This is a genomic window from Mycobacterium sp. NGS49, assembly GCF_059812565.1.
Genome location: NZ_JCALCX010000009.1, coordinates 201,122 through 222,464 on the forward strand (window position 1 = coordinate 201,122; position 21,343 = coordinate 222,464).

Below are 21,343 nucleotides of genomic sequence, written 5' to 3' on the forward strand. Positions count from 1 at the left end.
AGCGTTCAGCTCAGCCTCTCTGAAAGTTGCTGCAGCAACTCGTCTTCGCTCAGGTCGTCGTACACGTCTTCGGGTGGATGCTCGTCTCCCGCCGGCGTGAGTTCCGCGAACTCGGGTAGGACGGTGGCCAGGTAATCGGTGAGGCCGTACACGGTCGGGTAGTCGAAAACGACCGAGGCGGGCAGGAATTCGCCGAGGCTGTCCGACAGCGCCCGCTGCAGGGTCACGCTCATCAGCGAGTCCATGCCCAGTTGGAAGAAGCCGGTGGACGGGTCGAGTGTCTCGGTGGCCGGCATGCCCATCACCGTCGCGGCCAGCGCGCCGACCTGGTCGAGCAGCATGTCGTGGCGACGGTGCGCGTCACAGGCGCGCAGCGCCTTGCGGAACTCGCTCTCCGGCAGCTTGACGTCGCCCTGCGCCGGCAGCAGGTCATCGACGATGCGCAGCGACCCGCGGGTGCGAAATGCCGCGGCCAGCAAGGGCCAATCTGCCGCGACGACCGCGGTGCGCGCCGCCGCGTCCGGGCCCATCACCAACGGCAGTGCCCCGATGGCGATTTCGTCGTCCATGGGTTGCAGGCCGGAGTCGGCACTGACCTGACCTGCTTCGTGTTGCGCCTCGGAAAGGGATCGCCACAGCCCCCAGTCGACGACGGTGGCCGGCAGGCCCATGGTGCGCCGCGCGTAGGCGAGGGTGTCCAGGAAGGTGCTGGTTGCGGTGTAGTGCGCCAGCCACCGGGACCCCAGCAGGCCGGAGACCGAAGAGAACACGACGAAGTGCCGCAACGGGTGGTCGGACAGATGCCGCAGTGAGAGTCGGTGCAGCAGCGCCGCGGCGTCCAGTTTGGGCCGGAACATCGCGGCCACGTCGTCGTCGGACATTTCGCTCAGCAGCACCGGTCCGCCGGCGAAGGCTGCCAGGTAGATGCCTTCGAGCGGCGGCAGGTCGGCCCCGAACCGGTCGAACAGCGCGCCCATGGCGGCGGGGTCGGCGGCGTCGGCGGTTACTTCGACGAGTCGGGTCCCGAGTATGGCCAGTTCGGTGGCCAACTCCTGTAACGAGCCGGACCTGCGGGCCACCGCGACGATCGTGGTCGCGCCCATCCGGGCGAGCTGACGGATCAGCGTCGGCCCGATGTGTCCGGTCGCGCCGATGACCAGCTGGCTGGTGTCGCCGGCGAGCTGAGCCGCCGGGGCGCCCGAGTGCTGCGGTCGCCAGTGCAGCCGGGGCACGTGACGGGCCCCGGACCGGTAGACCAATTGATCGTCGTCGTCCGCGCATTCAGCTGCGGCGAGCACGTACCGCGCGGCGAGTTCGGCGGGCGTCGAGTCGTCGACGTCGACCAGGCCACCCCAGATTTCGGGGTGTTCCAGGGCCAGTGAGCGGCCCAGGCCCCACAGCACCGCGTGTCCGGGGTTGGCCCGGTCACCTTCGGCGATGGGTTGCGCGTTGCGAGTCAAGATGAACAGCCTCTTTGGCGACCCGGTCGCCACCATCGCGGCGGCGAGCCTGCGGGCGGCATGGAAGCTTCGGTAGGCCGCCTCGATGTCGAGGAGCTCGCCTGCCACCGGCGGCGCGTACAGCACGTTGTCCACGCCGCGCAGCGCCTGGTGCACCTCGTCGGGATCGTCCGGCAGCGTCGTGACCCGGGAGGCCGCGAGCATGGCGTCGGTCAAGGCAGGTTCGGCTGCCACCAGCCAGCAGGTGGCACTCGCTGTCTCCGCTGTGGGTGCCGGACGCACCGGCCAGTCCAATTGGTAACACCAGTCTTCGACGGTGTCCCCGGGTACCGGCAGTCGAACATGGTTGCGGCTCGGCGGCTTTGCTGCCGTCTGGCCCATGTCGATCCAATGGTGGGTGTGCTGCCACGGGGTGGTGGGCACCGCCGGGTGTGGCTCGGGCGGGTGCGCGGTCTCGGGTGTCCGCACGGTGTAGAGGTTGGTGCGGAAGGTGACGGTGTCATCGGCGTCGCGGGCCAGGGTGCCGACGGTGCAGTAGTCCGGACCGGTCAGGGTTTCGGTGACGGCCTGAGTGAGCAACGGGTGCGCGCTGATCTCGATGAAGGTGTGATGATGGCCGCCGGCGACGCTGCCGGCCCGCAAGATGGCCTGCTGAAAGCGCACCGGGTTACGCATGTTGGTGGCCCAGTGCTCGGCGTCGAATGCCGGTGTGGTGTCCAGGCTTTCGTATGTGGTCGAGATGATCGGTAGGGACGGCGGGCGCGGCGCCAGATCGGCCAGTTCGGCGCGCATGGCCGGCTGCAGTGCATCCATCGCCGGATTGTGCGGAGCCACCTCGATATTCACCCGGCCGGCAAAGCGGTTCTGCGCGCGTACCACCGCGATCAGCTCATCGATCTGCTCGGTGGGCCCGGAGATCACGGTCTGGCGCGCAGAGTTGTAGATGCCCAGGGTCACCTGCGGGTGGTCGGCGATCAGCGACTCGGTGGCTTCGGCGTCGAGTCCCAACATGGCCATTGCGCCCTGCCCGGACAGCGGTGCCATCAAGCGCGACCGGGTAGCGGTGACCCGCAATCCCTCGGCCGGGGTCAGTGCACCGGCCACCACCGCGGCGGCCACCTCGCCCATCGAATGCCCGATCACCAGGTCGGGCTGCACGCCGTGTGAGCGCCACAGTTGGGTCAAGGCGAGTTGCATGCCGATCAGGCCCAGCTGGATCTGTTCGATGCCGAGGAGTTCCTTGCCGGTGGACAGCACGTCATGCAGTGAGAAACCCGCCTGCGCGACGAACACCGGCTCCAGTTCGGCCACCGCGTCGGCGAAAGCCGGTTCGTCGGCCAGCAATCGGCGGCCCATGCCGGCCCATTGGGAGCCGCGCCCGGAGTAGACGAACACCGTGCCCGGTCCGGGCGAGTCACTGCGGCAATCAACAAGATTCGGGGCATGTTGCCCCGCGGCGAGGGCGCGCAGCGCGGAAACTGCCTGACTGCGGTCGCGGGCCACCACGGTGGCGACCCGGTTGTGGCGGGTGCGGTGGTGGTTGAGCGTATGGGCAACGTCGGCGACGGCTACGTCGGTGACCTCCAGCCAATCGGCCAGCACCGCCGCCGTCCCGGCCACCCGCCGGGGCGTCTTGCCCGACACCACCAGCGCCGACACCCCGGAGTCGGGCGCGGTTGCCGGCACCGGGTCGGGCCCCTGTTCGACCACGATGTGCGCGTTGGTGCCGCCCAAGCCGAACGAGGACACCGCGGCCCGGCGCGGGCCGTCGGTTCGGGGCCACGGGCTGTTCTCGGTGGGTACGAAAAAACGGGTGGATGCCGCGTCGATCGCCGGATTCCACTGCGAGAAATGCAGATTCGGTGGGATGTGGCCACGTTGCACGGCCAGTGCGGCCTTGATGAAGCCGGCGATCCCCGCGGCGGCCTCCAGATGACCGAGATTGGTCTTGACGGCCCCCAGCGCGCAGGCGCCCCCGCTCTGACCCTTGATGAGACCGTAAGTCGCCGCCAGCGCCTCGAATTCGATCGGGTCACCGAGCACCGTCCCGGTGCCGTGCGCTTCGACGTAGTTCACGCTCTCCGGCGCCACATCGCCGGACCGCAACGCGTCGGCGATCACGTCGACCTGGGCGGCCGTGTTCGGCGCGGTGACGCCGTTGGAGCGGCCGTCCTGGTTGACCGCGGAGCCGCGGACCACCGCCAGCACCCGGTCTCCGTCGCGTACCGCGTCGGTCAGTCGTTTGAGCACCACCACGCCGGCGCCCTCGCCGCGCACGAAGCCGTCGGCGGCCGCGTCGAAGCTGGCGCAGCGGCCCTGGGGAGACAGCAAACCCCATGCCGAGATGGCGATCTGAGTTTCCGGCCGCAGCGTGACACTGACGCCGCCGGCCAGCGCCAGATCGGTTTCCCGCAGTCGCAGGCTTTGGCAGGCCAGGTGCACCGCCACCAGCGACGAGGAGCACGCGGTGTCCACTGCCACCGCAGGACCCCGCAGCCCCAACAGGTAGGAGATGCGGCCCACCGTGATGCTGTGCGCGTTGCCGGTCCCGGTGTAGGCGTCCACGGTGTCGGGGTTCGCGGCCAGCATGGATTGGTACTCGTTGAAGTACACGCCCATCATCACGCCGGCCCTGGTCCCCGCCAGCGAATCGGTAGGTATGCCGGCGTGTTCCAGGGCTTCCCAGGCCACCTCGAGCAGCATCCGCTGCTGGGGATCCATCGCCGCGGCTTCGCGCGGGGTGATGCCGAAGAACTCGGCGTCGAAGCCGGCGATGTCGGGAACGAAGCCGCCCCACTTGGTGGTCATCCGGCCCGGCGTCAACGGGTCAGGGTCGAAGAACGCCTCCGCGTCCCAACGGTCGGAGGGAACCGGTGAGATCGCGTTGCGTCCTTCCACCAGCAGGTCCCAGAAGCTCTCCGGTCCGGTGACATCGCCGGGAAACCGGCAGCCGATGCCGACCACCGCGATCGGTTCGGCCACGGCGATCCGCGAGATCTTCTCGAACTCGCTGCTCAGCGCCGCACGTTGCGGCGCGCTCATCCCGGATATCCGGCTGAAGGCCGTTCGCATCACGAAGACCTTTCGGCCTCGGCGGACGTCGACTCGATGCGGTCAAAGAGGCTGTCCAATACGCTGCCGGCCGACGCGGAAAGCGCGGCCATTTCGTCTTCTGCTGAATCTTGTTCTGGTGCAACTCGATTGGCCAGGTATCCGGCCAGTGCCGCCACGGTCGGATGGTTGAACAGCATGGTCGCGGACAGTTCGATGCCCACCAGCTGCTCGGCCTCACGCCGGATCGCCATCGCCATCAGCGAATTGAGCCCGAGTTCGGCGAACGGGCGGTCGCTGTCCAGTTCAGCCTCCGGCAACCGCAGCTCGCGGGCGATGATCCGGCGCAGTCCGTTCTCGAACTCCTCCCGTATCTCCGAGACAGAGAGTCCGGACCAGTCCCGCGCGGGGATGAGGTAGTTGTCCTCGATGACCGATCCGTCTGCGGCCGAGGGCACCGGCAGCACCACCGCCTGCGCCACGTCGTAACAGTCGGCGTGCTCCCAGGCGGTGAACGCCTCTTCCGCAGTGATGTCGCGCGATCCCAGGCGGGCCAGCTCATTCCCGACGATGCGGGCGTCCGCGGCGAAGCCGAGGCCGCGCCAGGCCACCCAGTCCAGGCTCATGGTGTGACAGCCCTGCTGGTGGCGGGCCCGTGCCAACGAGTCGAGGTAGGCGTTGGCGGCGGCATAGGAACCCTGGCCCGGGATGCCGAACACCGCGGCGGCCGAAGAGGCGAGGAAGAAGAAGTCGACGCTGCCCGGTGGGAACGCCTCGTGCAGCACCTGGCTGCCGCCGATCTTGGACCACACCACCTCACGCACGGCTTCCTCGGTCATGGTGCTCACCAGTTGGTCGTTGGTGACGCCTGCCGCGTGGATGACGCCGCGGATGGGTGGGGCACCTTCGGTGTCCCGCCGCTCCAGCAGGGCCTGCACCTGGGTGCGGCAGCCGACGTCGACCGAGGCGGTTTCGACTGCGACGCCACGCATTTCGAGTGCGCGGATCGCTTCGATCCGGTGGCGCAGTTCTGGGTCCAGGCTGTCGAGTTCCCAATCCCGTCGAGGCGGCAGCGGGGTCCGGCCGCTCAGCACCAGCCGCCGGGCGCCGCGGTCGGCCAGCCAGCCGGCCATCAGCAGGCCGAGTGCGCCCATGCCGCCGGTGATCAGGTAGGCCGCCTCCGGCCGGCACTGCACCGGCTTGCGCACCGGTTCGCCGCGCAACGCCGTCAAAGCCGGCGCGAGCACGTCGTCGCCGCGCAGCACCAGGATGGACTTGCTCGGGTGCTGGAGGAGACCGGCGAGCGCCGCGGATTCGCCGGGTTCCCCGGGATCGGCCAGATCGACCAGCCCGCCCCATACTTCGGGGTGCTCGGCGGCGATCACGCCGGCCAGTCCCCACAGGAAACTCTGGCGCACCGCCGACGGGGTCGCGGACTCGTGCACTCCGCGGGTGACGATCCACAGGGCAACCGGGTCGGTGCGTTGCGCCAGGGTGCGGACGGCGGCGGTGACCTCCGCGCACACCCGGACGGCGAAGTCGACGTCGGTCTCGGCGGCGTCAGCCGGCCGGGACTCCGCGACGTACAGCACGTACCGAGCGTCTGATACGGTGCCTGGCCCGAAGCCGTACTGTCCGAGGCGTTCCCGCAGCGCGGGGGCTTCTTCGCCGAGGACCGCGAGGGTTCCCGGCCCCAGCGCCTGGCCGGAATCGACGCGCGGTTGCCAGTCCAGCGTGTGCACGAATGTCCGTGCGTCCGAATGGGTGTCGGCAGCGGGCGTCTCGCCGAAGTCCAGTGCCCGGTAGCGAAGCGATTGCATCGACAGGCACGGTTCGCCAGTGTGCCCGGCGGCGGTGACGTCGAGGGTGATTCCCTCCCGGTCGCGGCCGGTTTGGGTGACCAGCACGGTGCCGCGCGGTTCGGTGAGGGTGCCGTGCAACCAGACCTGTCCGATGCTGGCCGGAACGAGCAGGCGCGGGTCGGTCACGTCGGACAGCGCGCCGACGATGACGGCGGCGTCCAGCAGCGCTCCGGTGTGCCCGTCGGGCTGCGTGTCCGGGAGGTCGACGGCGGCGCGCAGGCCGGTCTGGCCGGGCTCCCAGGAATCCAGGGACCACCTGAACGGCAGACCGTCCACGCCGCGCAGCGCAAGCTGTTCGGTGATGTCGGGAACATCGTCGCCGCCGAAGCGGGCGTGGGTCGGCGGGGCGACGTCCGTCGACGGGCAGCATCGAGGGTCCGGCGGCGCGGCCGAGAGCCGGGCGCTCACATGGCGTGTCCAGCGATCCGATGCGCTGTCGACCGGGCGTGATGCCAGGGCGATCGACTGGCCGTCGGCCACCACCTGGATCAGCCGCGCCCGGTCGGCGAAGACGGGCTGCTCGAAGCGCACCGCGGACAGGGCCGAACAGCCCAATTGACCTGCGGCGCAGAGGAGTGTGCGCAGCACGACCGAAGCAGGCACCACTTCGACGCCCTGGAACCGGTGCCGGCCGAGGTACGGCTTGGCGTCGGGAGCCAGCCGGGCCTGCCAGAGGTGGGAGGGCACCCCGCTCGACACCGCGGTGACGGTGCTGTGCCGGCCCAGCAGCGTGCCGGCCGCCGGGGCCGAAACCTCGTGATTGGCAGCGCGTTTCGGGTTGATCCAGTGCCGGGTGTGTTGCCACGGCGTGCTGGGGATCGGCAGGTGTGGTTCCGGCGGGTGCGGCGTGTGCGGCGGGTGGGCGCCGTGCGCGGTATTGAGGTTGGTGCGGAAGGTGATGGTGTCGTCGGTGTCACGCTGCAGGGTGCCGATGCTGGTGTACCGGGTGCCGTGCTGCGCGCTGTGCAGGGTGTCGATGACGGCCTGGGTGAGCAGGGGGTGGGCGCTGACCTCGATGAAAGAGTGGTGCTGCTCGCCGGCGAGTGCGATGGCCTGCTGGAAGTGCACCGGGTTGCGCATGTTGACCGCCCAGTGCTCGGCGTCGAAAACCGGTGTGGTGTGCGGGCTTTCGTAGGTGGTGGAGATGATCGGGATGGTCGGAGTGCGGGGCGCCAGATCGGCCAGTTCGGCACGCATGGCCGGCTGCAACGCGTCCATGGCCGGATTGTGCGGGGCTACTTCGATATTGACCCGGCTGGCGAACCGGTCCCCGGCACGGACTCGGGCGATCAGATCGTCGATCTGCCCGGTGGGACCGGAGATCACGGTTTGGCGCGGCGAGTTGTAGATGCCCAGCGTCACCTGCGGGTAGTCGACGATCAGCGCCTCGGTGGCCTCGGCGTCGAGCTCCAGCAGCGCCATCCCGCCCTGCCCGGACAGCGGCGCCATCAGCCGGGCCCGGGTCGCGGTGACCCGCAGCCCCTCGGCGGGCGTGAGTGCCCCGGCGACCACCGCGGCGGCCACCTCGCCCATCGAATGGCCGATCACCAGGTCGGGCTCCACCCCGTAGGAACGCCACAATGCGGTGAGCGCCAGCTGCATGCCGATCAGGCCCAACTGGATCTGCTCGATACCCACCAATTCCTGGCCGCCCGCCAGCACGTCATACAGCGAGAAGCCGCCCTGGGCGCAGAAATCGGGCTCGAGATCTTCGACCGCCTCGGCGAACGCGGGCTCGTCGGCCAACAGGCGGCGACCCATGCCCGCCCACTGTGACCCGCGCCCGGAGTAGACGAACACCGTGCCGGCGCCGGACGAGCCGTCGGTGGGGCCGACCACACCGGGGACCCGCTGGCCCGTGGCCAGCGCGCGCAGCCCGGCAAGGGCCTGCTCGCGGTCGCGCGCCACCACGGTGCCGAACTTGGCCTGACGGGAGCGGTGGTGATTGAGCGTGTGCGCGACGTCGGCCAAGGACACCTGGGCTCCGGCGCCCTCCATCCAATCGGCCAGAACAGCGGCCGTCGCGGAAACCCGTTGCGGTGTCTTGCCGGCCACTATCAGGGTCGAGACGGCCGGTTGCGGGGCGCGCTGCGGCGGCGCGACCAGTTCCTGGCCTTGCTCGATCACCACATGGGCGTTGGTTCCACCGAAACCGAACGACGACACACCGGCTCGGCGCGGATGACCCGTCTCGGGCCAATCAGTCTGGTCTGCAACCACTTTCATCCGCAAGTCGGCGAATGGAATGTGTGGGTTGGGGCTTTCGAAGCGCTGGTTGGGCGGGATCTGGCCGCGCTGCACGGCAAGTACCGCCTTGATGAACCCCGCGATCCCGGCCGCCGCCTCGGTATGTCCGAGGTTGGTCTTGACGGCGCCCAGCAGCAGGGGCGCCTCCACCGGACGTCCCCGGCCCAGCACAGTCCCCAAAGCGCGGGCCTCGATCGGGTCGCCCAGCAGCGTTCCGGTGCCGTGCGCCTCCACGTAGTCCACCTCGGTGGGCTGCATCCCCGCATTCGCGTAAGCGGCACGCAGCACCGCCATTTGAGCGGCCGGGTTGGGCGCCATCAAACCGTTGGACCGACCGTCCTGGTTGATCGCCGAGCCGCAGATGACCGCGAGCACCCGGTCACCGTCCCGCTGCGCGTCCGTCAACCGCTTGAGCACCACCACCCCGGCGCCCTCACCGCGGACGAAGCCGTCGGCGGCGGCGTCGAATGCGCGGCAGTGCCCCGTCGGCGACAACGCACCCACCTGGTCGAAGCCCCGGAAAACCGACGGCGACAACAACACGTTCACCCCGGCCGCGATGGCCAGCTGCGAGTCCTGGGTGCGCAGGCTCTGGCAGGCCAGATGAATCGCCACCAGCGACGACGAGCACGCGGTGTCCACCGCCACCGACGGGCCGCGCAAGTCAAGGAAATACGACAGCCGGTTGGCGATGATGCTCATCGCGCCACCGGTGTTGCTCCAGCCGTCGATCTGCGCAAGGTCGGTCGCGCCGATGGCCCCGTATTCACTCAGGCATGACCCGGCGAACACGCCCGTCTGGGAGCGCCGCAGCGAACTCGGCGGAATTCCGGCGTGCTCCAACGCTTCCCACGCCACTTCCAGCAGCAGGCGCTGCTGCGGGTCCATCTTGTCGGCTTCGCTGGGTGAGATCTCGAAGAATTCCGCATCGAACGCGTCGATGTCGGGCAGAAACGAACCCCATCGGGTGGTCCGGGCGAGCACCGCCTTGACTTCAGCGGAGCCGTCGTCGAAGAGCTCCCACCGCTCGTCGGGGATCTTCCCGATCGAGGAGCCCCGCGCACAAAGGAAGTCCCACAACGCTTCTGGTCCCGAGATCCCGCCGGGAAAGCGACACCCCATGCCGATCACCGCGATCGGTTCGTCGAGAGAGTGACGGCCCGGACGATGGATCGCCCCTGCGTCGACTTCCGGTTCCGGCGCGGTGAGATGCGCAGCCAGTGCGTTGATGGTCGGATGCTCCCAGAAATCGATGGGGGACACCGTCCTTCCCAGTAACTCGGTCAGCTCGCCGGACAGCACAACCGCGTCGCGGGAGCTCACGCCCAGATCGGCGAGCGACAGATCGGGGTCGACCTCGTCGGGCGTGCATCCGATGTTGGTCACCAGGTAGTCGACAAGCCAGTGGCGCAGGTCGTCCTCGCCGGCGATGCTCGCCGTCATACGGTCACGTCCAGCCGCTTGAAGCCGTCGCTGCGGTACCGCTCAACGCAGGCCGAACGCCGAATCTTGCCGCTGGTGGTGATGGGAATTGAGCCGGGCGACACCAGCACCAGGTCGGCGACCCGCAGGCTGTGTGAGCGCGAAACGGCCGAGGTGACCTCACGCTTGACCGAGCGAAGCTTGAGCATGGCGTCCTCGGCCGAAGCGCCGCGTCGTTTCAACTCGACGATGGCCACCAACTGCTCGCTCAGGTCGTCCGGGACCGAGATCGCGGCAACCCGGCCGCCGGTGATTTCCTGGATCGTCGCCTCGATGTCGTCGGGATAGTGGTTGCGGCCGTCGACGATCAGCAGGTCCTTGATGCGGCCCATGATGAACAGCTCACCCTCGGACAGCACGCCCAGGTCGCCGGTGCGCAACCAGGGGCCGGCCGGGGTCCCCGGTGCGGGATCGACGATGTGCGCGTTGAAGGTGCGGTTGGTCTGCTCCGGCTTCTGCCAGTAGCCCAGGGCGACGTGGTCGCCGTGTACCCAGATCTCACCCACGTCTCCGGACATGTTCTCGACCATGGTGTCGGGATTGACGATCCGTACGGCAGACGGGTCGGGGGACCCGTAGCTGATGAGCTCGGTGCCGACCGAACCCTCGGCCCCGCAGCGCTTCGCCTGGCCCGCGGTCAGGTGCTCGTAGTCGAACCGCACCGTCCTGGGTGCGGTATCGGGTTCCGGCGCGGCCACGTACAGCGTGGCTTCGGCGAGGCCGTACGAAGGCCGCACCGCAGCCGGGCGCAGGTTGTACTTGGCGAAACGCTCGGTGAAGCGCTTCACAGTGGCGACGTGGATTCGTTCGCTGCCGCTGACGATGCCGACCACATCGCCCAGGTCGAGGCCGGCCATGTCGTCGTCGGAGGTTCTCCGCACCGCCAATTCGAAAGCGAAATTGGGTGCAGCGGAAAAGCACGACGGGTTGGTGGCAAGCAGTTGCATCCAGCAGGCCGGGCGGCGCAGGAATGCCATGGGGCTCAACAGCACCGCACTGCGTTCGGCGACCATCGGGGCACAGATTCCCAGAATCAGACCCATGTCGTGAAATAACGGCAACCACGAAACCACGGTCCCGTTGGGAATCTTCGCCAGGTCGCCGAAATAGCCGTACAGGCTCTGTGTCACATTCGCGATGACGTTCTTGTGGGACACGATGACGCCCGCCGGTGTGCGGGTTGAGCCGGAGGTGTATTGGAGATAGGCCGCCCCGCTGGATAGGCGAGGAACGCCCGCCGACTCCCGTGGTGAGTCCAAGTCGAGCAGATCGACTTCGATGATGAACGGGGTGGACTGGCCGTTCTGGGCGCGCGCGTACTTTGCGACGTCGGCCACTACGGAGGACGTGGTGAGAACGGCAACCGGTTTGGAGTCGCGCAATACCGCGGAGACACGATCGTCGTGAATCCCGTATTGCGGCGTAGACAGCGGAACGGCGATGAACCCGGCTTGTAGGGCCCCGAGGAAGGCGATGACGTACTCCAGCCCCTGCGGGGCCAGAATGGCCACTCGGTCACCGGGCGCGCCACACAGCCTGAGTTCGTCCGCGATGACACACGCCCGGCCGTACACCTGGGACCACGTCAGCGTTTCAGCAAAGCCTTTCGGGTCCAGGCCGTAGTCGATGAACGTGTACGCCGCGGTCTCGGGCTGCTGATCGGCCCGCTCCTTCAGCAAAGCGGGAAGGGATCCGTCAGTCACCGGCATCGATTTACACTCCCATTTCCACGTTTGCCCTTGCGCGCTATTGCGAACGCGCCGAAACCTTCACGACCGCATAGCGGTGCTTCTAGTGCCGCCCAACGGCGCGGTCGACGAGCCCAGTCCATGCCGACGATTACTTTGGCCCCCGCAGCAGCACGACAGTGTGCCGTCTGATGATCGCCCCTGGACTAATCTCGCTCCCCAAATAACTAGTCGCGTGTTCAACGGTAAACATCTCCGGGTGCGGGTGGGGGCATTATCGGAAAATCCACACGCTTCCCACAGCTACCGCTGAGGTATCTGTTCCACGGCGCAATCGGCCGAACTGCGCTGCATCTCATTGTCTCCTGCCAGGCGCTGTGGTCTGTTGTGACTTTTGATACATCGGTGGCTGGTGTGAATTCAGGTGAGAACCGCGCCTGACGTTCCTCGACCCATGGATCGCCGGTTTCTGGGACCGGCGTCCCGTTGTGACGAGGGTAACACCTCTGAGACCGCCCCCGGTGGGCTCGGCTTCGCCCGCCCACATGCCGGCCCGCCAGCGTCGGGGCGGGCACCCCGTGCCGGCCTCTCGTCCGTCGCGTCAGTGCCGACCGCGGGGTGGGTCCGAGCGCAGGGTCCGCGGGTGCCGGACGGTACCCTGCAGCTAAGTTGAGTCAGACCACTCGAGGGTTCTGGTCTCGATGTCGTTGACGAGTTCCGGCAGGTGGTGGTTGAGGTAGAAGTGGTCGCCAGCAAACACCCGGAGGGTGAACTCGGACGTCGTGCGATCCCCCCAGGGGCGCATGTCGTCCTCGGTCGCTATCCAGTCCTTGTCGCCGATGAATGCGTAAATGGGACATGCCAGCCTCGTCTCCGGCGGACTGTCGTAACCGGCGATGGCGCGTGCCGCACGTAGCGTCGGCAGCACGCCCACCAGAAATTCTTCGTCGTTGAAGAACTCTGGATTCATGCCTGTCATCTGGGCCACCAGATTGAGCATCTCGTTGTCGGACATGCCTTTGATCTGCTTATAGCGGATATGGCCGGGAGCCGAACACGCCGAGACGAAGAAGGCGATCACCTGATGGCCGGCCGCCTGAAAGCGCAATGCGACTTCGAAGGCCAGCATTCCACCCATGCTGTGGCCGAAAAAGGCGACCGGAATATCGGGACGAGCCGCCGGTTTCATCATCGCGAAAATTTCGTCGGCGAGGGCCGGAATGCTGGAGAGGGGTGGCAATCCGGCACCGTCGCGTTGTCCCGGATACTGCACCGCGATCCGCGTGAGGTTGCCGGAGAACTCGCGGGAGAACGGAACGTAATCTTTTGCGGTTCCACCGGCGTGCGGAAATATATACAGCGTCGGTCTATCCGAATTCCCGTTCCTGCCGCTGTTTGCCGAATTCCCGTGCACTGGGCCAGCATAGCGTCCTCGGGCTGGGCCTGGCGGTGGCCGAGGCGCTGCCGAAGTGCGCTTGCGGCGATAGTCTGGAAGGCATACCACGTGAGTACGGATCGTCTGCGGGCCGTCGAATCGACTTGGAAACGATGAATACGACGAGCAGCCGAAAATTGGGCCCGACACACCGGTGACATGACCGCTGTCACAGACGTAACACCAGGCACACTGGTAACAACTAATGATGCCAGGAGGGTATGGCCGTGTACCGAGTCTTTGAAGCGCTGGACGAGTTGAGCGCGATTGTCGAAGAAGCCCGTGGCGTGCCGATGACGGCAGGCTGCGTCGTACCCCGCGGCGATGTGCTGGAACTGATCGACGACATCAAAGACGCGATCCCAGGCGAACTCGACGATGCCCAGGACGTCCTCGACGCTCGCGACTCGATGTTGCACGACGCCAAGTCGCACGCCGACTCGATGGTGTCCTCGGCGACCACCGAGGCCGAGTCGATGGTCAACCATGCCCGCGCCGAGGCCGACCGGCTACTGTCCGACGCCAAGGCGCAAGCCGATCGGATGGTCGGCGAGGCGCGCCAGCACAGTGAGCGGATGGTCGGCGAGGCGCGCGAGGAGGCCATGCGTATCGCCGCCTCGGCCAAGCGCGAATACGAGGCCAGCGTCAGCCGCGCCAAGACCGAATGCGACCGCCTGATCGAGAACGGCAACATCTCCTACGAGAAGGCCGTGCAGGAAGGCATCAAGGAACAGCAGCGGCTGGTGTCGCAGAACGAGGTGGTACAGGCCGCCCATGCCGAATCCACTCGGCTAATCGACACCGCACACGCCGAAGCGGACCGGTTGCGCGGCGAGTGCGACATCTACGTCGACAACAAGCTTGCCGAGTTCGAAGAATTTCTCAACGGCACCCTGCGCTCGGTCGGGCGCGGTCGTCACCAACTTCGCACCGCAGCCGGCACGCACGACTACGTGACCCGGTAGCGGCCTGCCCGACCCGGCCGGGCGCCAGCACCGGTAGACCTCTGCGCTGAGCGCCGTAGGATTCCCCGTATGGCAAGGCAGCACGGCCAAACGGCGCAGCGGCGCGCCGTCACGCCGTTGACCATCGACATCGCCCGGCTGGGGCGCCGGCCGGGATCCATGTTCGAGATGCACGACTCGGTGGACAGTCCCGTGCGGATCGGCGTGGAGCTGATCGCGATTCAGCCGGGCGCGCCGTTGCGGCTCGATCTCCGGGTGGAATCGGTCTCCGAAGGCGTACTGGTGACGGGTACCGTCGACGCCCCGACGGCAGGCGAGTGCTCCCGCTGCCTGTCGCCGATCCAGGGGCGGGTGGAGGTCGGGCTGACCGAGTTGTTCGCCTACCCGGACAGCGTCACCGAGGCCACCACCGAGGAAGACGAGGTGGGCCACGTCGTCGACCACACCATCGACCTCGAACAGCCGATCATCGACGCCGTCGGTCTGGAGCTGCCCTTCTCACCGGTGTGCTCACCGGATTGCCCCGGCCTGTGCCCCCAGTGCGGGGTGTCACTGGCCGCGGAGCCCGGCCACCAGCACGAACAGATAGACCCCAGATGGGCCAAGTTGGCCGGCATGCTGCCCGAACGCGATGATTCGGACGACGGACAGGGAGGTGAGCGGTGACCCAGTCGCGACAGCCGCTCCTTGACGCGCTCGGCGTCGACCTGCCCGACGAACTGCTCTCCCTGGCGCTGACCCACCGCAGCTACGCCTACGAGAACGGCGGGCTGCCCACTAACGAGCGGTTGGAGTTCCTCGGCGACGCGGTGCTGGGCCTGACGATCACCCACGAGCTCTACCACCGGCACCCGGATCGCTCCGAGGGTGACCTGGCCAAACTGCGCGCCAGCGTCGTCAACACGCATGCGCTGGCCGATGTTGCGCGCAACCTGACCGATGAGGGGCTGGGCGCTCACGTTCTGTTGGGCCGCGGCGAGGCCAACACCGGCGGGGCCGACAAGTCCAGCATCCTGGCCGACGGGATGGAATCGCTGTTGGGAGCGATCTATCTGCAGCACGGTATCGAAGTGGCCCGCGCGACGATCTTGCGGTTGTTCGGCCCGCTGCTGGATGCCGCGCCGACCCTGGGCGCCGGCCTGGACTGGAAGACCAGCCTGCAGGAGCTGACCGCCGCACGCGGGCTGGGTCCGCCGTCCTACCTGGTGACCTCGACCGGCCCCGACCATGACAAGGAGTTCACAGCGGTGGTCGTGGTGATGGAAACCGAGTACGGGTCGGGCGTGGGTCGCTCCAAGAAGGAGGCCGAGCAGAAGGCGGCATCGGCGGCGTACAAGACGCTGGAGTCCCTCGAAGCGCTGGACTCCGTCGAGAAATCGTCGGCTCAACTCTAGGGTGATGACCCGCCTCACCCGGCTGCGCCGGGCTTGCGATCATCACGGGGTTCGATGGTGATGACCCGCTTCACCCGGCTGCGCCGGGCTTGCGATCATCACGGGGTTCGATGGTGATGACCCGCTTCACCCGGCTGCGCCGGGCTTGCGATCATCACTGAATGCCCGAACTACCCGAAGTCGAGGTGGTGCGGCGCGGTCTGCAGGCTCACGTGGTGGGCAAGATGATCACCGCTGTCCGGGTTCACCATCCCCGTGCCGTGCGCCGGCACGAAGCCGGGCCCGCGGACCTGAGCGCGCGCCTGCTGAACGCCCGTATCACCGGAACCGATCGGCGCGGTAAGTATCTGTGGCTGATGCTGGACACCGCGGATGCCGAGCACGCCGAACCGGACACCGCGCTTGTCGTGCACCTGGGCATGAGCGGCCAGATGTTGCTGGGCGTGGTCCCGAAAGCCGACCACGTCCGGATTTCCGCGTTGCTCGACGACGGGACGGTGCTGAGTTTCGCCGACCAGCGGACCTTCGGTGGTTGGATGCTGGCCGATCTGGTGACCGTGGACGGCAGCGTGGTCCCCGAACCCGTCGCACATCTGGCGCGTGATCCGCTGGACCCTCGATTCGACGCCGAAGCGGTGGTGGATGTGCTGCGGCGCAAGCACTCCGAGATCAAGCGGCAATTGCTCGATCAGCAGGTGGTGTCCGGAATCGGCAACATCTATGCCGACGAGGCACTGTGGCGGGCCAAGGTCAACGGCGCGCGCATCGCTGCCACCCTGTCCCGCCGCCGGTTGGCGGCCGTCCTGGATGCGGCGGCCGGGGTCATGCGCGAGGCGCTGGCCAAGGGCGGCACGTCGTTCGATTCGCTTTATGTCAACGTCAACGGTGAATCCGGTTACTTCGACCGTTCGCTGGACGCCTACGGCCGGGAAGGAGAGCACTGCCGTCGTTGCGGCGCGGTGATGCGCCGGGAGAAGTTCATGAACCGCTCGTCGTTTTACTGCCCGCGCTGCCAACCCAGGCCGCGGAACTAGCGCCCCCAGGGCCGAGATGCACGGGGTAGAGACAGGAGAAAAGGAGCCATGACGGAACTGTGGGTGGAGCGCACCGGCACCCGCCGGTACACCGGACACAGCTCGCGGGGAGCACAGGTGCTGATCGGCAGCGAGGACGTCGACGGGGTTTTCACTCCCGGTGAGTTGATGAAGATCGCACTCGCCGCGTGTAGCGGGATGTCCAGTGACCAGCCGCTGGCCCGCCGCCTCGGCGATGGGTATCGGGCGGTTGTCCGGGTGTCCGGCGCCGCCGATCGGGAGAACGAGATCTACCCACTGCTGGAGGAGAAGCTCGAACTGGACTTGTCCGGCCTCACTGCCCAGGAGAAAGAGCGCCTGCTGGTGGTGGTCAACCGGGCCATCGACGCGGTCTGCACCGTCGGGCGCACCCTGAAGGCCGGTACCGGCGTCACCTTCGAGGTGGCCGATGTCGAATCCTGAGGTGCGGCTGACCGCCTGGGTGCACGGCCACGTCCAGGGCGTGGGGTTTCGCTGGTGGACTCGCTGCCGGGCGCTGGAGCAGGGCCTGACCGGCTATGCGGCCAACCAGGCAGACGGCCGGGTGCTGGTGGTCGCCAACGGGTCGCGGGAGGCCGGCGAACGGCTTCTCGAACTCCTGCAGGGCGGCGATACGCCGGGCCGGGTGGACAAAGTCGTGGCCGACTGGTCGGAGCCGACGGAGCGGTTCAGCGGTTTCGTCGAACGGTGACGGCTCTCCCGGAGAGGCTGAAGTGGCCGGTGTGACCAGAGCGACGCCAGTCATCCATCGCGGCACGCACTGTGGCCGAAACTGCCGTCCGGGCGGTCGCGTGCGGCGGGGGGTGGGCCACTCCGGGCGGTAATCTGGCCCCTCGTGTACCTCAAGAGTCTGACGCTCAAGGGCTTCAAGTCCTTCGCCGCGCCAACGACTCTGCGTTTCGAGCCGGGCATCACCGCCGTCGTCGGGCCCAATGGATCGGGCAAGTCGAACGTGGTCGACGCGCTGGCCTGGGTGATGGGGGAGCAGGGCGCCAAGACGTTGCGCGGCGGGAAAATGGAAGACGTCATCTTCGCCGGCACCTCGTCACGCGCGCCGCTGGGCCGCGCCGAGGTCACCGTCACCATCGACAACTCCGACAATGCACTGCCCATCGAGTACTCCGAGGTTTCGATCACCCGCCGGATGTTCCGCGACGGCGCCAGCGAATACGAGATCAACGGCAGCAGTTGCCGTTTGATGGACGTGCAGGAGCTGCTGAGCGACTCCGGCATCGGCCGCGAGATGCATGTGATCGTGGGCCAGGGCAAGCTGGACGAAATTCTGCAGTCGCGCCCGGAGGACCGTCGTTCGTTCATCGAAGAGGCCGCGGGCGTGCTCAAGCACCGCAAGCGCAAGGAAAAAGCCCTGCGCAAGCTGGATGCGATGGCCGCGAATCTGGCCCGGCTCAACGACCTGACCACCGAATTGCGCCGCCAGCTCAAACCGCTGGGCAGGCAGGCGGAAGTCGCTCGCCGGGCGCAGACCATCCAGGCCGACTTGCGCGACGCCCGGCTGCGGCTGGCCGCCGACGACCTGGTCAATCGGCGCTCCGAACGACAGGCCATCTTCGACACCGAGACCGCCATGCGCCGCGAGCACGACGAGGCTGCCGCCCGGCTGTCGGTGGCAGCCGAGGAACTGGCCGCGCACGAAGAATCGCTGACCGAGCTGTCACAACGCGCAGAGGCCATCCAGCAGACCTGGTTCCGGTTGTCGGCCCTGGCCGAGCGCGTCGGTGCGACCGTCCGCATCGCCAGCGAACGGGCCCACCACCTCGATATCGAGCCCACCCGGACCAGCGACACCGACCCGGATGCGCTCGAGGCCGAGGCCGAGCAGGTGGCGCTTTTCGAGGAGCAGCTGCTGGCCGAGCTGGCGGAGGCGCGAAATCGGCTCGACGCCGCGCGTGCCGAGCTGGCCGAACGGGAGCGCCGTGCCGTCGAGGCCGACAAAGCGCATATGGCGGCGGTGCGCGCCGAAGCCGACCGCCGTGAGGGCCTGGCGCGGCTGGCCGGGCAGGTGGAGACGATGAGGGCGCGCGTCGAATCGATCGACGACAGCGTCGCGCGGTTGTCCGAGCGGATCGAACACGCCGCTGCTCGGGCGCAGCAGACCCGCGCCGAGTTCGAGAGCGTGCAAAGCCGGGTCGGCGAACTGGACCAAGGCGAGGTGGGCCTCGACGAGCAGCATGAGCGCACGATGGCCGCGCTGCGCCTGACCGACGAACGGGTCGGAGAGCTACAGGCCGCCGAACGTGCCGCCGAACGGCAAGTGGCATCGTTGCGGGCCCGCATCGACGCGCTGTCGGTGAGCCTGGAGCGCAAGGACGGCACCGCGTGGCTGGCCCGAAATCACGGCGCCGCAGGGCTTTTCGGTTCGGTGGCCGAATTGGTCAAGGTGCGCTCGGGTTACGAGGCGGCGCTGGCCGCGGTGCTGGGCTCGGCGGCCGACGGGTTGGCCGTCGAGAGCCTGGTCGCCGCACGTAGCGCGGTCACCGCGCTGAAAGACGCCGACGGCGGTCGCGCTGCGTTGGTGCTCGGCGACTGGCCGGCCTCGCCGCCGCCGCCCGTGGGCCTACCCGGCGGGGCCACCTGGGCGCTGGACCTGATCGAGGTGCCGCCGCGGTTGCGCGGTGCCATGGTGGCCATGCTGTCGGACGTCGCGGTGGTCGACGACCTGGGCGCAGCGCTGAATCTGATCGCCGACCACCCCCGGCTGCGGGCGGTGACCCTCGACGGGGACCTGGTGGGTGCGGGCTGGGTGAGCGGCGGATCGGACCGCAAGGTGTCCACCCTGGAGATCGCCTCGGAGATCGAGAAAGCGCGCAACGAGCTGGCCGCGGCCGAGTCGCAGGTGGCGCAGCTCAGCGCGGCGCTGTCGGGCGCACTCACCGAGCAGAGCTCCCGTCAAGACGCCGCCGAGCAGGCGTTGGCCGCACTCAACGAATCCGACACCGCCATCTCGGCGATGTACGAACAGCTCGGGCGGTTGGGCCAGGACGCCCGGACGGCCGAGGACGAGTGGAACAGGTTGCTGGCTCAGCGCGAGGACTTGGAAGCCGGCCGGGGCCGGACCCTCGACGAGGTCGTGGAACTCGAGGCCCGGTTGCGCAACGCACAACAGACCGAGCACGTTCAGGCGAACGAACCTGCCGACCGGCAGCAGGTCGCCGCCGCCGCGGACGCGGCGCGCAGCTTCGAAGTGGAGGCGCGGCTGGCCGTGCGCACCGCGGAGGAGCGCGCCAACGCGGTCCGGGGGCGGGCCGATTCGCTGCGGCGGGCGGCTGTGGCCGAGCGCGAGGCGCGGGTTCGGGCCGAACAGGCGGCGGCCGCCCGGTTACGCGCTGCGGCGGTGGCTGCGGCGGTGGCCGAATCCGGGCGTCTGCTGGCCTGGCGCCTGAACCGGGTGGTGGATGCCGCCTCGCAACTGCGCGACGAGTTGGCCGCCGAGCGGCAGCAGCGATCCGCAGCCCTGGCCGCCGTGCGCGAGGAGACCAACCTGCTCAGTGCCCGGGTGGCGGCGCTCACCGATTCGCTGCATCGCGACGAGGTGGCGAACGCGCAGGCCGCGCTGCGGATCGAGCAGCTCGAGCAGACGGTGCTGGAACAGTTCGGGATGGCGTCGGCCGACCTGATCGCCGAGTACGGCCCGGATGTGCCGTTGCCCCCCACGGACTTGGAGATGGCCGAGTTCGAGCAGGCCCGCGAGCGGGGCGAGCAGGTGGTTGCGCCGGCCCCGATGCCGTTCGACCGCGCCACCCAGGAGCGCCGCGCCAAGCGCGCCGAGCGGGAACTGAACGAGCTGGGCAGGGTCAACCCGCTGGCCTTGGAAGAGTTCGCCGCGCTGGAAGAGCGGTACAACTTCCTGTCCACCCAGCTCGAAGACGTCAAGGGTGCCCGCAAAGATCTGCTCGACGTGGTCGCCGACGTCGACGCCCGCATCCTGCAGGTCTTCAGCGAGGCGTTCTTCGATGTCGAACGCGAATTCCAAACCGTGTTCACCGCGCTGTTCCCAGGTGGGGAAGGCCGCCTGCGCCTGACCCAGCCCGACGACATGCTCACCACCGGCATCGAGGTCGAGGCCCGGCCACCCGGCAAGAAAGTCACCCGGCTGTCTTTGCTGTCCGGCGGCGAGAAGGCCCTGACCGCGGTGGCGATGCTGGTCGCCATCTTCCGGGCCCGCCCTTCGCCGTTCTACATCATGGACGAGGTGGAGGCCGCGCTGGACGACACCAATCTGCGCCGGTTGATCGGCCTGTTCGAGATGCTGCGCGACCGTTCGCAGCTGATCATCATCACCCACCAGAAGCCCACCATGGAGGTGGCGGACGCGCTGTACGGGGTGACGATGCAGGGCGACGGGATCACCGCCGTCATCTCGCAGCGGATCCGGGGTCAACAGGTGGACCGGCTGGTCGCCAACTCTTCATAAGAGAGTTTCGGCGTCCGGCGGCAATCGGACATAATCGCGCGGCTCAAGCGGCGCGCTACTTCCTGCTCGTCTCTAGCCGCACGCAGTTCCGCGCTGTGGCGCGGCTTGATGGGGGACGCTGAGCGGCGTGCGCTGAGCTGCACTGCGATGCGGTCCTATCGTGCTCATCATCAGAGTGAGTGACAGTTGCTTGTGAACGTCCTGATCGAGGGTGCCTGTGGCCTCGCCAACGGCGGAGGGCTGGCTTAGCCAAC

General features: G+C 68.1%; 11 protein-coding genes and 1 pseudogene. 7 read left to right on the forward strand and 5 right to left on the reverse strand.

The features are described from left to right. Window positions 1–5: 5 nt before the first annotated feature. The 4 genes from AC5Y7D_RS11965 to AC5Y7D_RS11980 all read right to left on the reverse strand — a co-directional run bounded on the left by AC5Y7D_RS11965 (window position 6) and on the right by AC5Y7D_RS11980 (window position 13,204). Entirely contained in the window at window positions 6–4,535 is a 4,530-nt protein-coding gene (locus tag AC5Y7D_RS11965; protein WP_499924145.1) for a type I polyketide synthase, read from the reverse strand. Continuing rightward, window positions 4,532–10,063: a type I polyketide synthase gene (locus tag AC5Y7D_RS11970; protein ID WP_499924146.1), complete on the reverse strand. Its 5,532-nt coding sequence runs from the start codon at window positions 10,061–10,063 to the stop codon at window positions 4,532–4,534. The genes AC5Y7D_RS11965 and AC5Y7D_RS11970 overlap by 4 nt, the downstream gene beginning before the upstream one ends. Beyond that, window positions 10,060–11,811, reverse strand: coding sequence for a long-chain-fatty-acid--AMP ligase FAAL26/FadD26 (gene fadD26, locus AC5Y7D_RS11975; protein ID WP_499924147.1), 1,752 nt, complete (start codon window positions 11,809–11,811; stop codon window positions 10,060–10,062). The genes AC5Y7D_RS11970 and fadD26 overlap by 4 nt, the downstream gene beginning before the upstream one ends. Window positions 11,812–12,454: 643 nt before the next feature. Further along, window positions 12,455–13,204 (reverse strand): thioesterase II family protein, encoded by a 750-nt coding sequence (locus AC5Y7D_RS11980; RefSeq protein WP_499924148.1) that lies wholly within the window; start codon window positions 13,202–13,204, stop codon window positions 12,455–12,457. 248 nt (window positions 13,205–13,452) lie between these two features. On the opposite strand from AC5Y7D_RS11980, the gene sepIVA reads away from it, so the two are divergent. The 3 genes from sepIVA (at window position 13,453) to rnc (ending at window position 15,584) form a co-directional block, all read left to right on the forward strand. Further along, window positions 13,453–14,190, forward strand: a complete 738-nt coding sequence (sepIVA, locus tag AC5Y7D_RS11985) for a cell division protein SepIVA (protein WP_499924186.1) — start codon at window positions 13,453–13,455, stop codon at window positions 14,188–14,190. Window positions 14,191–14,259: 69 nt separating this feature from the next. After that, a complete protein-coding gene (locus AC5Y7D_RS11990; protein WP_499924149.1) occupies window positions 14,260–14,856 on the forward strand; it encodes a YceD family protein in 597 nt (198 codons plus the stop codon). Further along, window positions 14,853–15,584, forward strand: coding sequence for a ribonuclease III (gene rnc / locus AC5Y7D_RS11995; protein ID WP_499924151.1), 732 nt, complete (start codon window positions 14,853–14,855; stop codon window positions 15,582–15,584). The genes AC5Y7D_RS11990 and rnc overlap by 4 nt, the downstream gene beginning before the upstream one ends. Window positions 15,585–15,629: 45 nt before the next feature. On the opposite strand, the pseudogene AC5Y7D_RS12000 reads toward rnc, so the two are convergent. Then, a pseudogene (locus AC5Y7D_RS12000) lies at window positions 15,630–15,745 on the reverse strand (hypothetical protein); the annotation flags it as partial. On the opposite strand from AC5Y7D_RS12000, the gene mutM reads away from it, so the two are divergent. The 4 genes from mutM to smc all read left to right on the forward strand — a co-directional run bounded on the left by mutM (window position 15,746) and on the right by smc (window position 21,089). Further along, complete coding sequence (mutM, locus tag AC5Y7D_RS12005; protein WP_499924152.1) at window positions 15,746–16,618, forward strand: DNA-formamidopyrimidine glycosylase; 873 nt, start codon at window positions 15,746–15,748, stop codon at window positions 16,616–16,618. Window positions 16,619–16,666: 48 nt separating this feature from the next. After that, window positions 16,667–17,080 carry an OsmC family protein gene (locus AC5Y7D_RS12010; RefSeq protein ID WP_499924153.1) on the forward strand — a complete coding sequence of 138 codons (414 nt, stop codon included), beginning with the start codon at window positions 16,667–16,669 and terminating at the stop codon, window positions 17,078–17,080. Then, complete coding sequence (locus AC5Y7D_RS12015) at window positions 17,067–17,348, forward strand: acylphosphatase (protein ID WP_499924155.1); 282 nt, start codon at window positions 17,067–17,069, stop codon at window positions 17,346–17,348. Before AC5Y7D_RS12010 ends, AC5Y7D_RS12015 begins: the two co-directional genes overlap by 14 nt. 144 nt (window positions 17,349–17,492) lie before the next feature. Further along, window positions 17,493–21,089: a chromosome segregation protein SMC gene (gene smc / locus AC5Y7D_RS12020; protein WP_499924156.1), complete on the forward strand. Its 3,597-nt coding sequence runs from the start codon at window positions 17,493–17,495 to the stop codon at window positions 21,087–21,089. The last annotated feature ends 254 nt before the right edge of the window (window positions 21,090–21,343 follow it).

Bases quoted from the DNA above. Each gene is read 5' to 3' on its own strand.
- fadD26 (WP_499924147.1), bottom strand. From the start codon at position 11,811: ATGCCGGTGACTGACGGATCCCTTCCCGCTTTGCTGAAGGAGCGGGCC.
- mutM (WP_499924152.1), top strand. From the start codon at position 15,746: ATGCCCGAACTACCCGAAGTCGAGGTGGTGCGGCGCGGTCTGCAGGCT.
- AC5Y7D_RS11990 (WP_499924149.1), top strand. From the start codon at position 14,260: ATGGCAAGGCAGCACGGCCAAACGGCGCAGCGGCGCGCCGTCACGCCG.
- AC5Y7D_RS12015 (WP_499924155.1), top strand. From the start codon at position 17,067: ATGTCGAATCCTGAGGTGCGGCTGACCGCCTGGGTGCACGGCCACGTC.
- AC5Y7D_RS12010 (WP_499924153.1), top strand. From the start codon at position 16,667: ATGACGGAACTGTGGGTGGAGCGCACCGGCACCCGCCGGTACACCGGA.
- AC5Y7D_RS11970 (WP_499924146.1), bottom strand. From the start codon at position 10,063: ATGACGGCGAGCATCGCCGGCGAGGACGACCTGCGCCACTGGCTTGTC.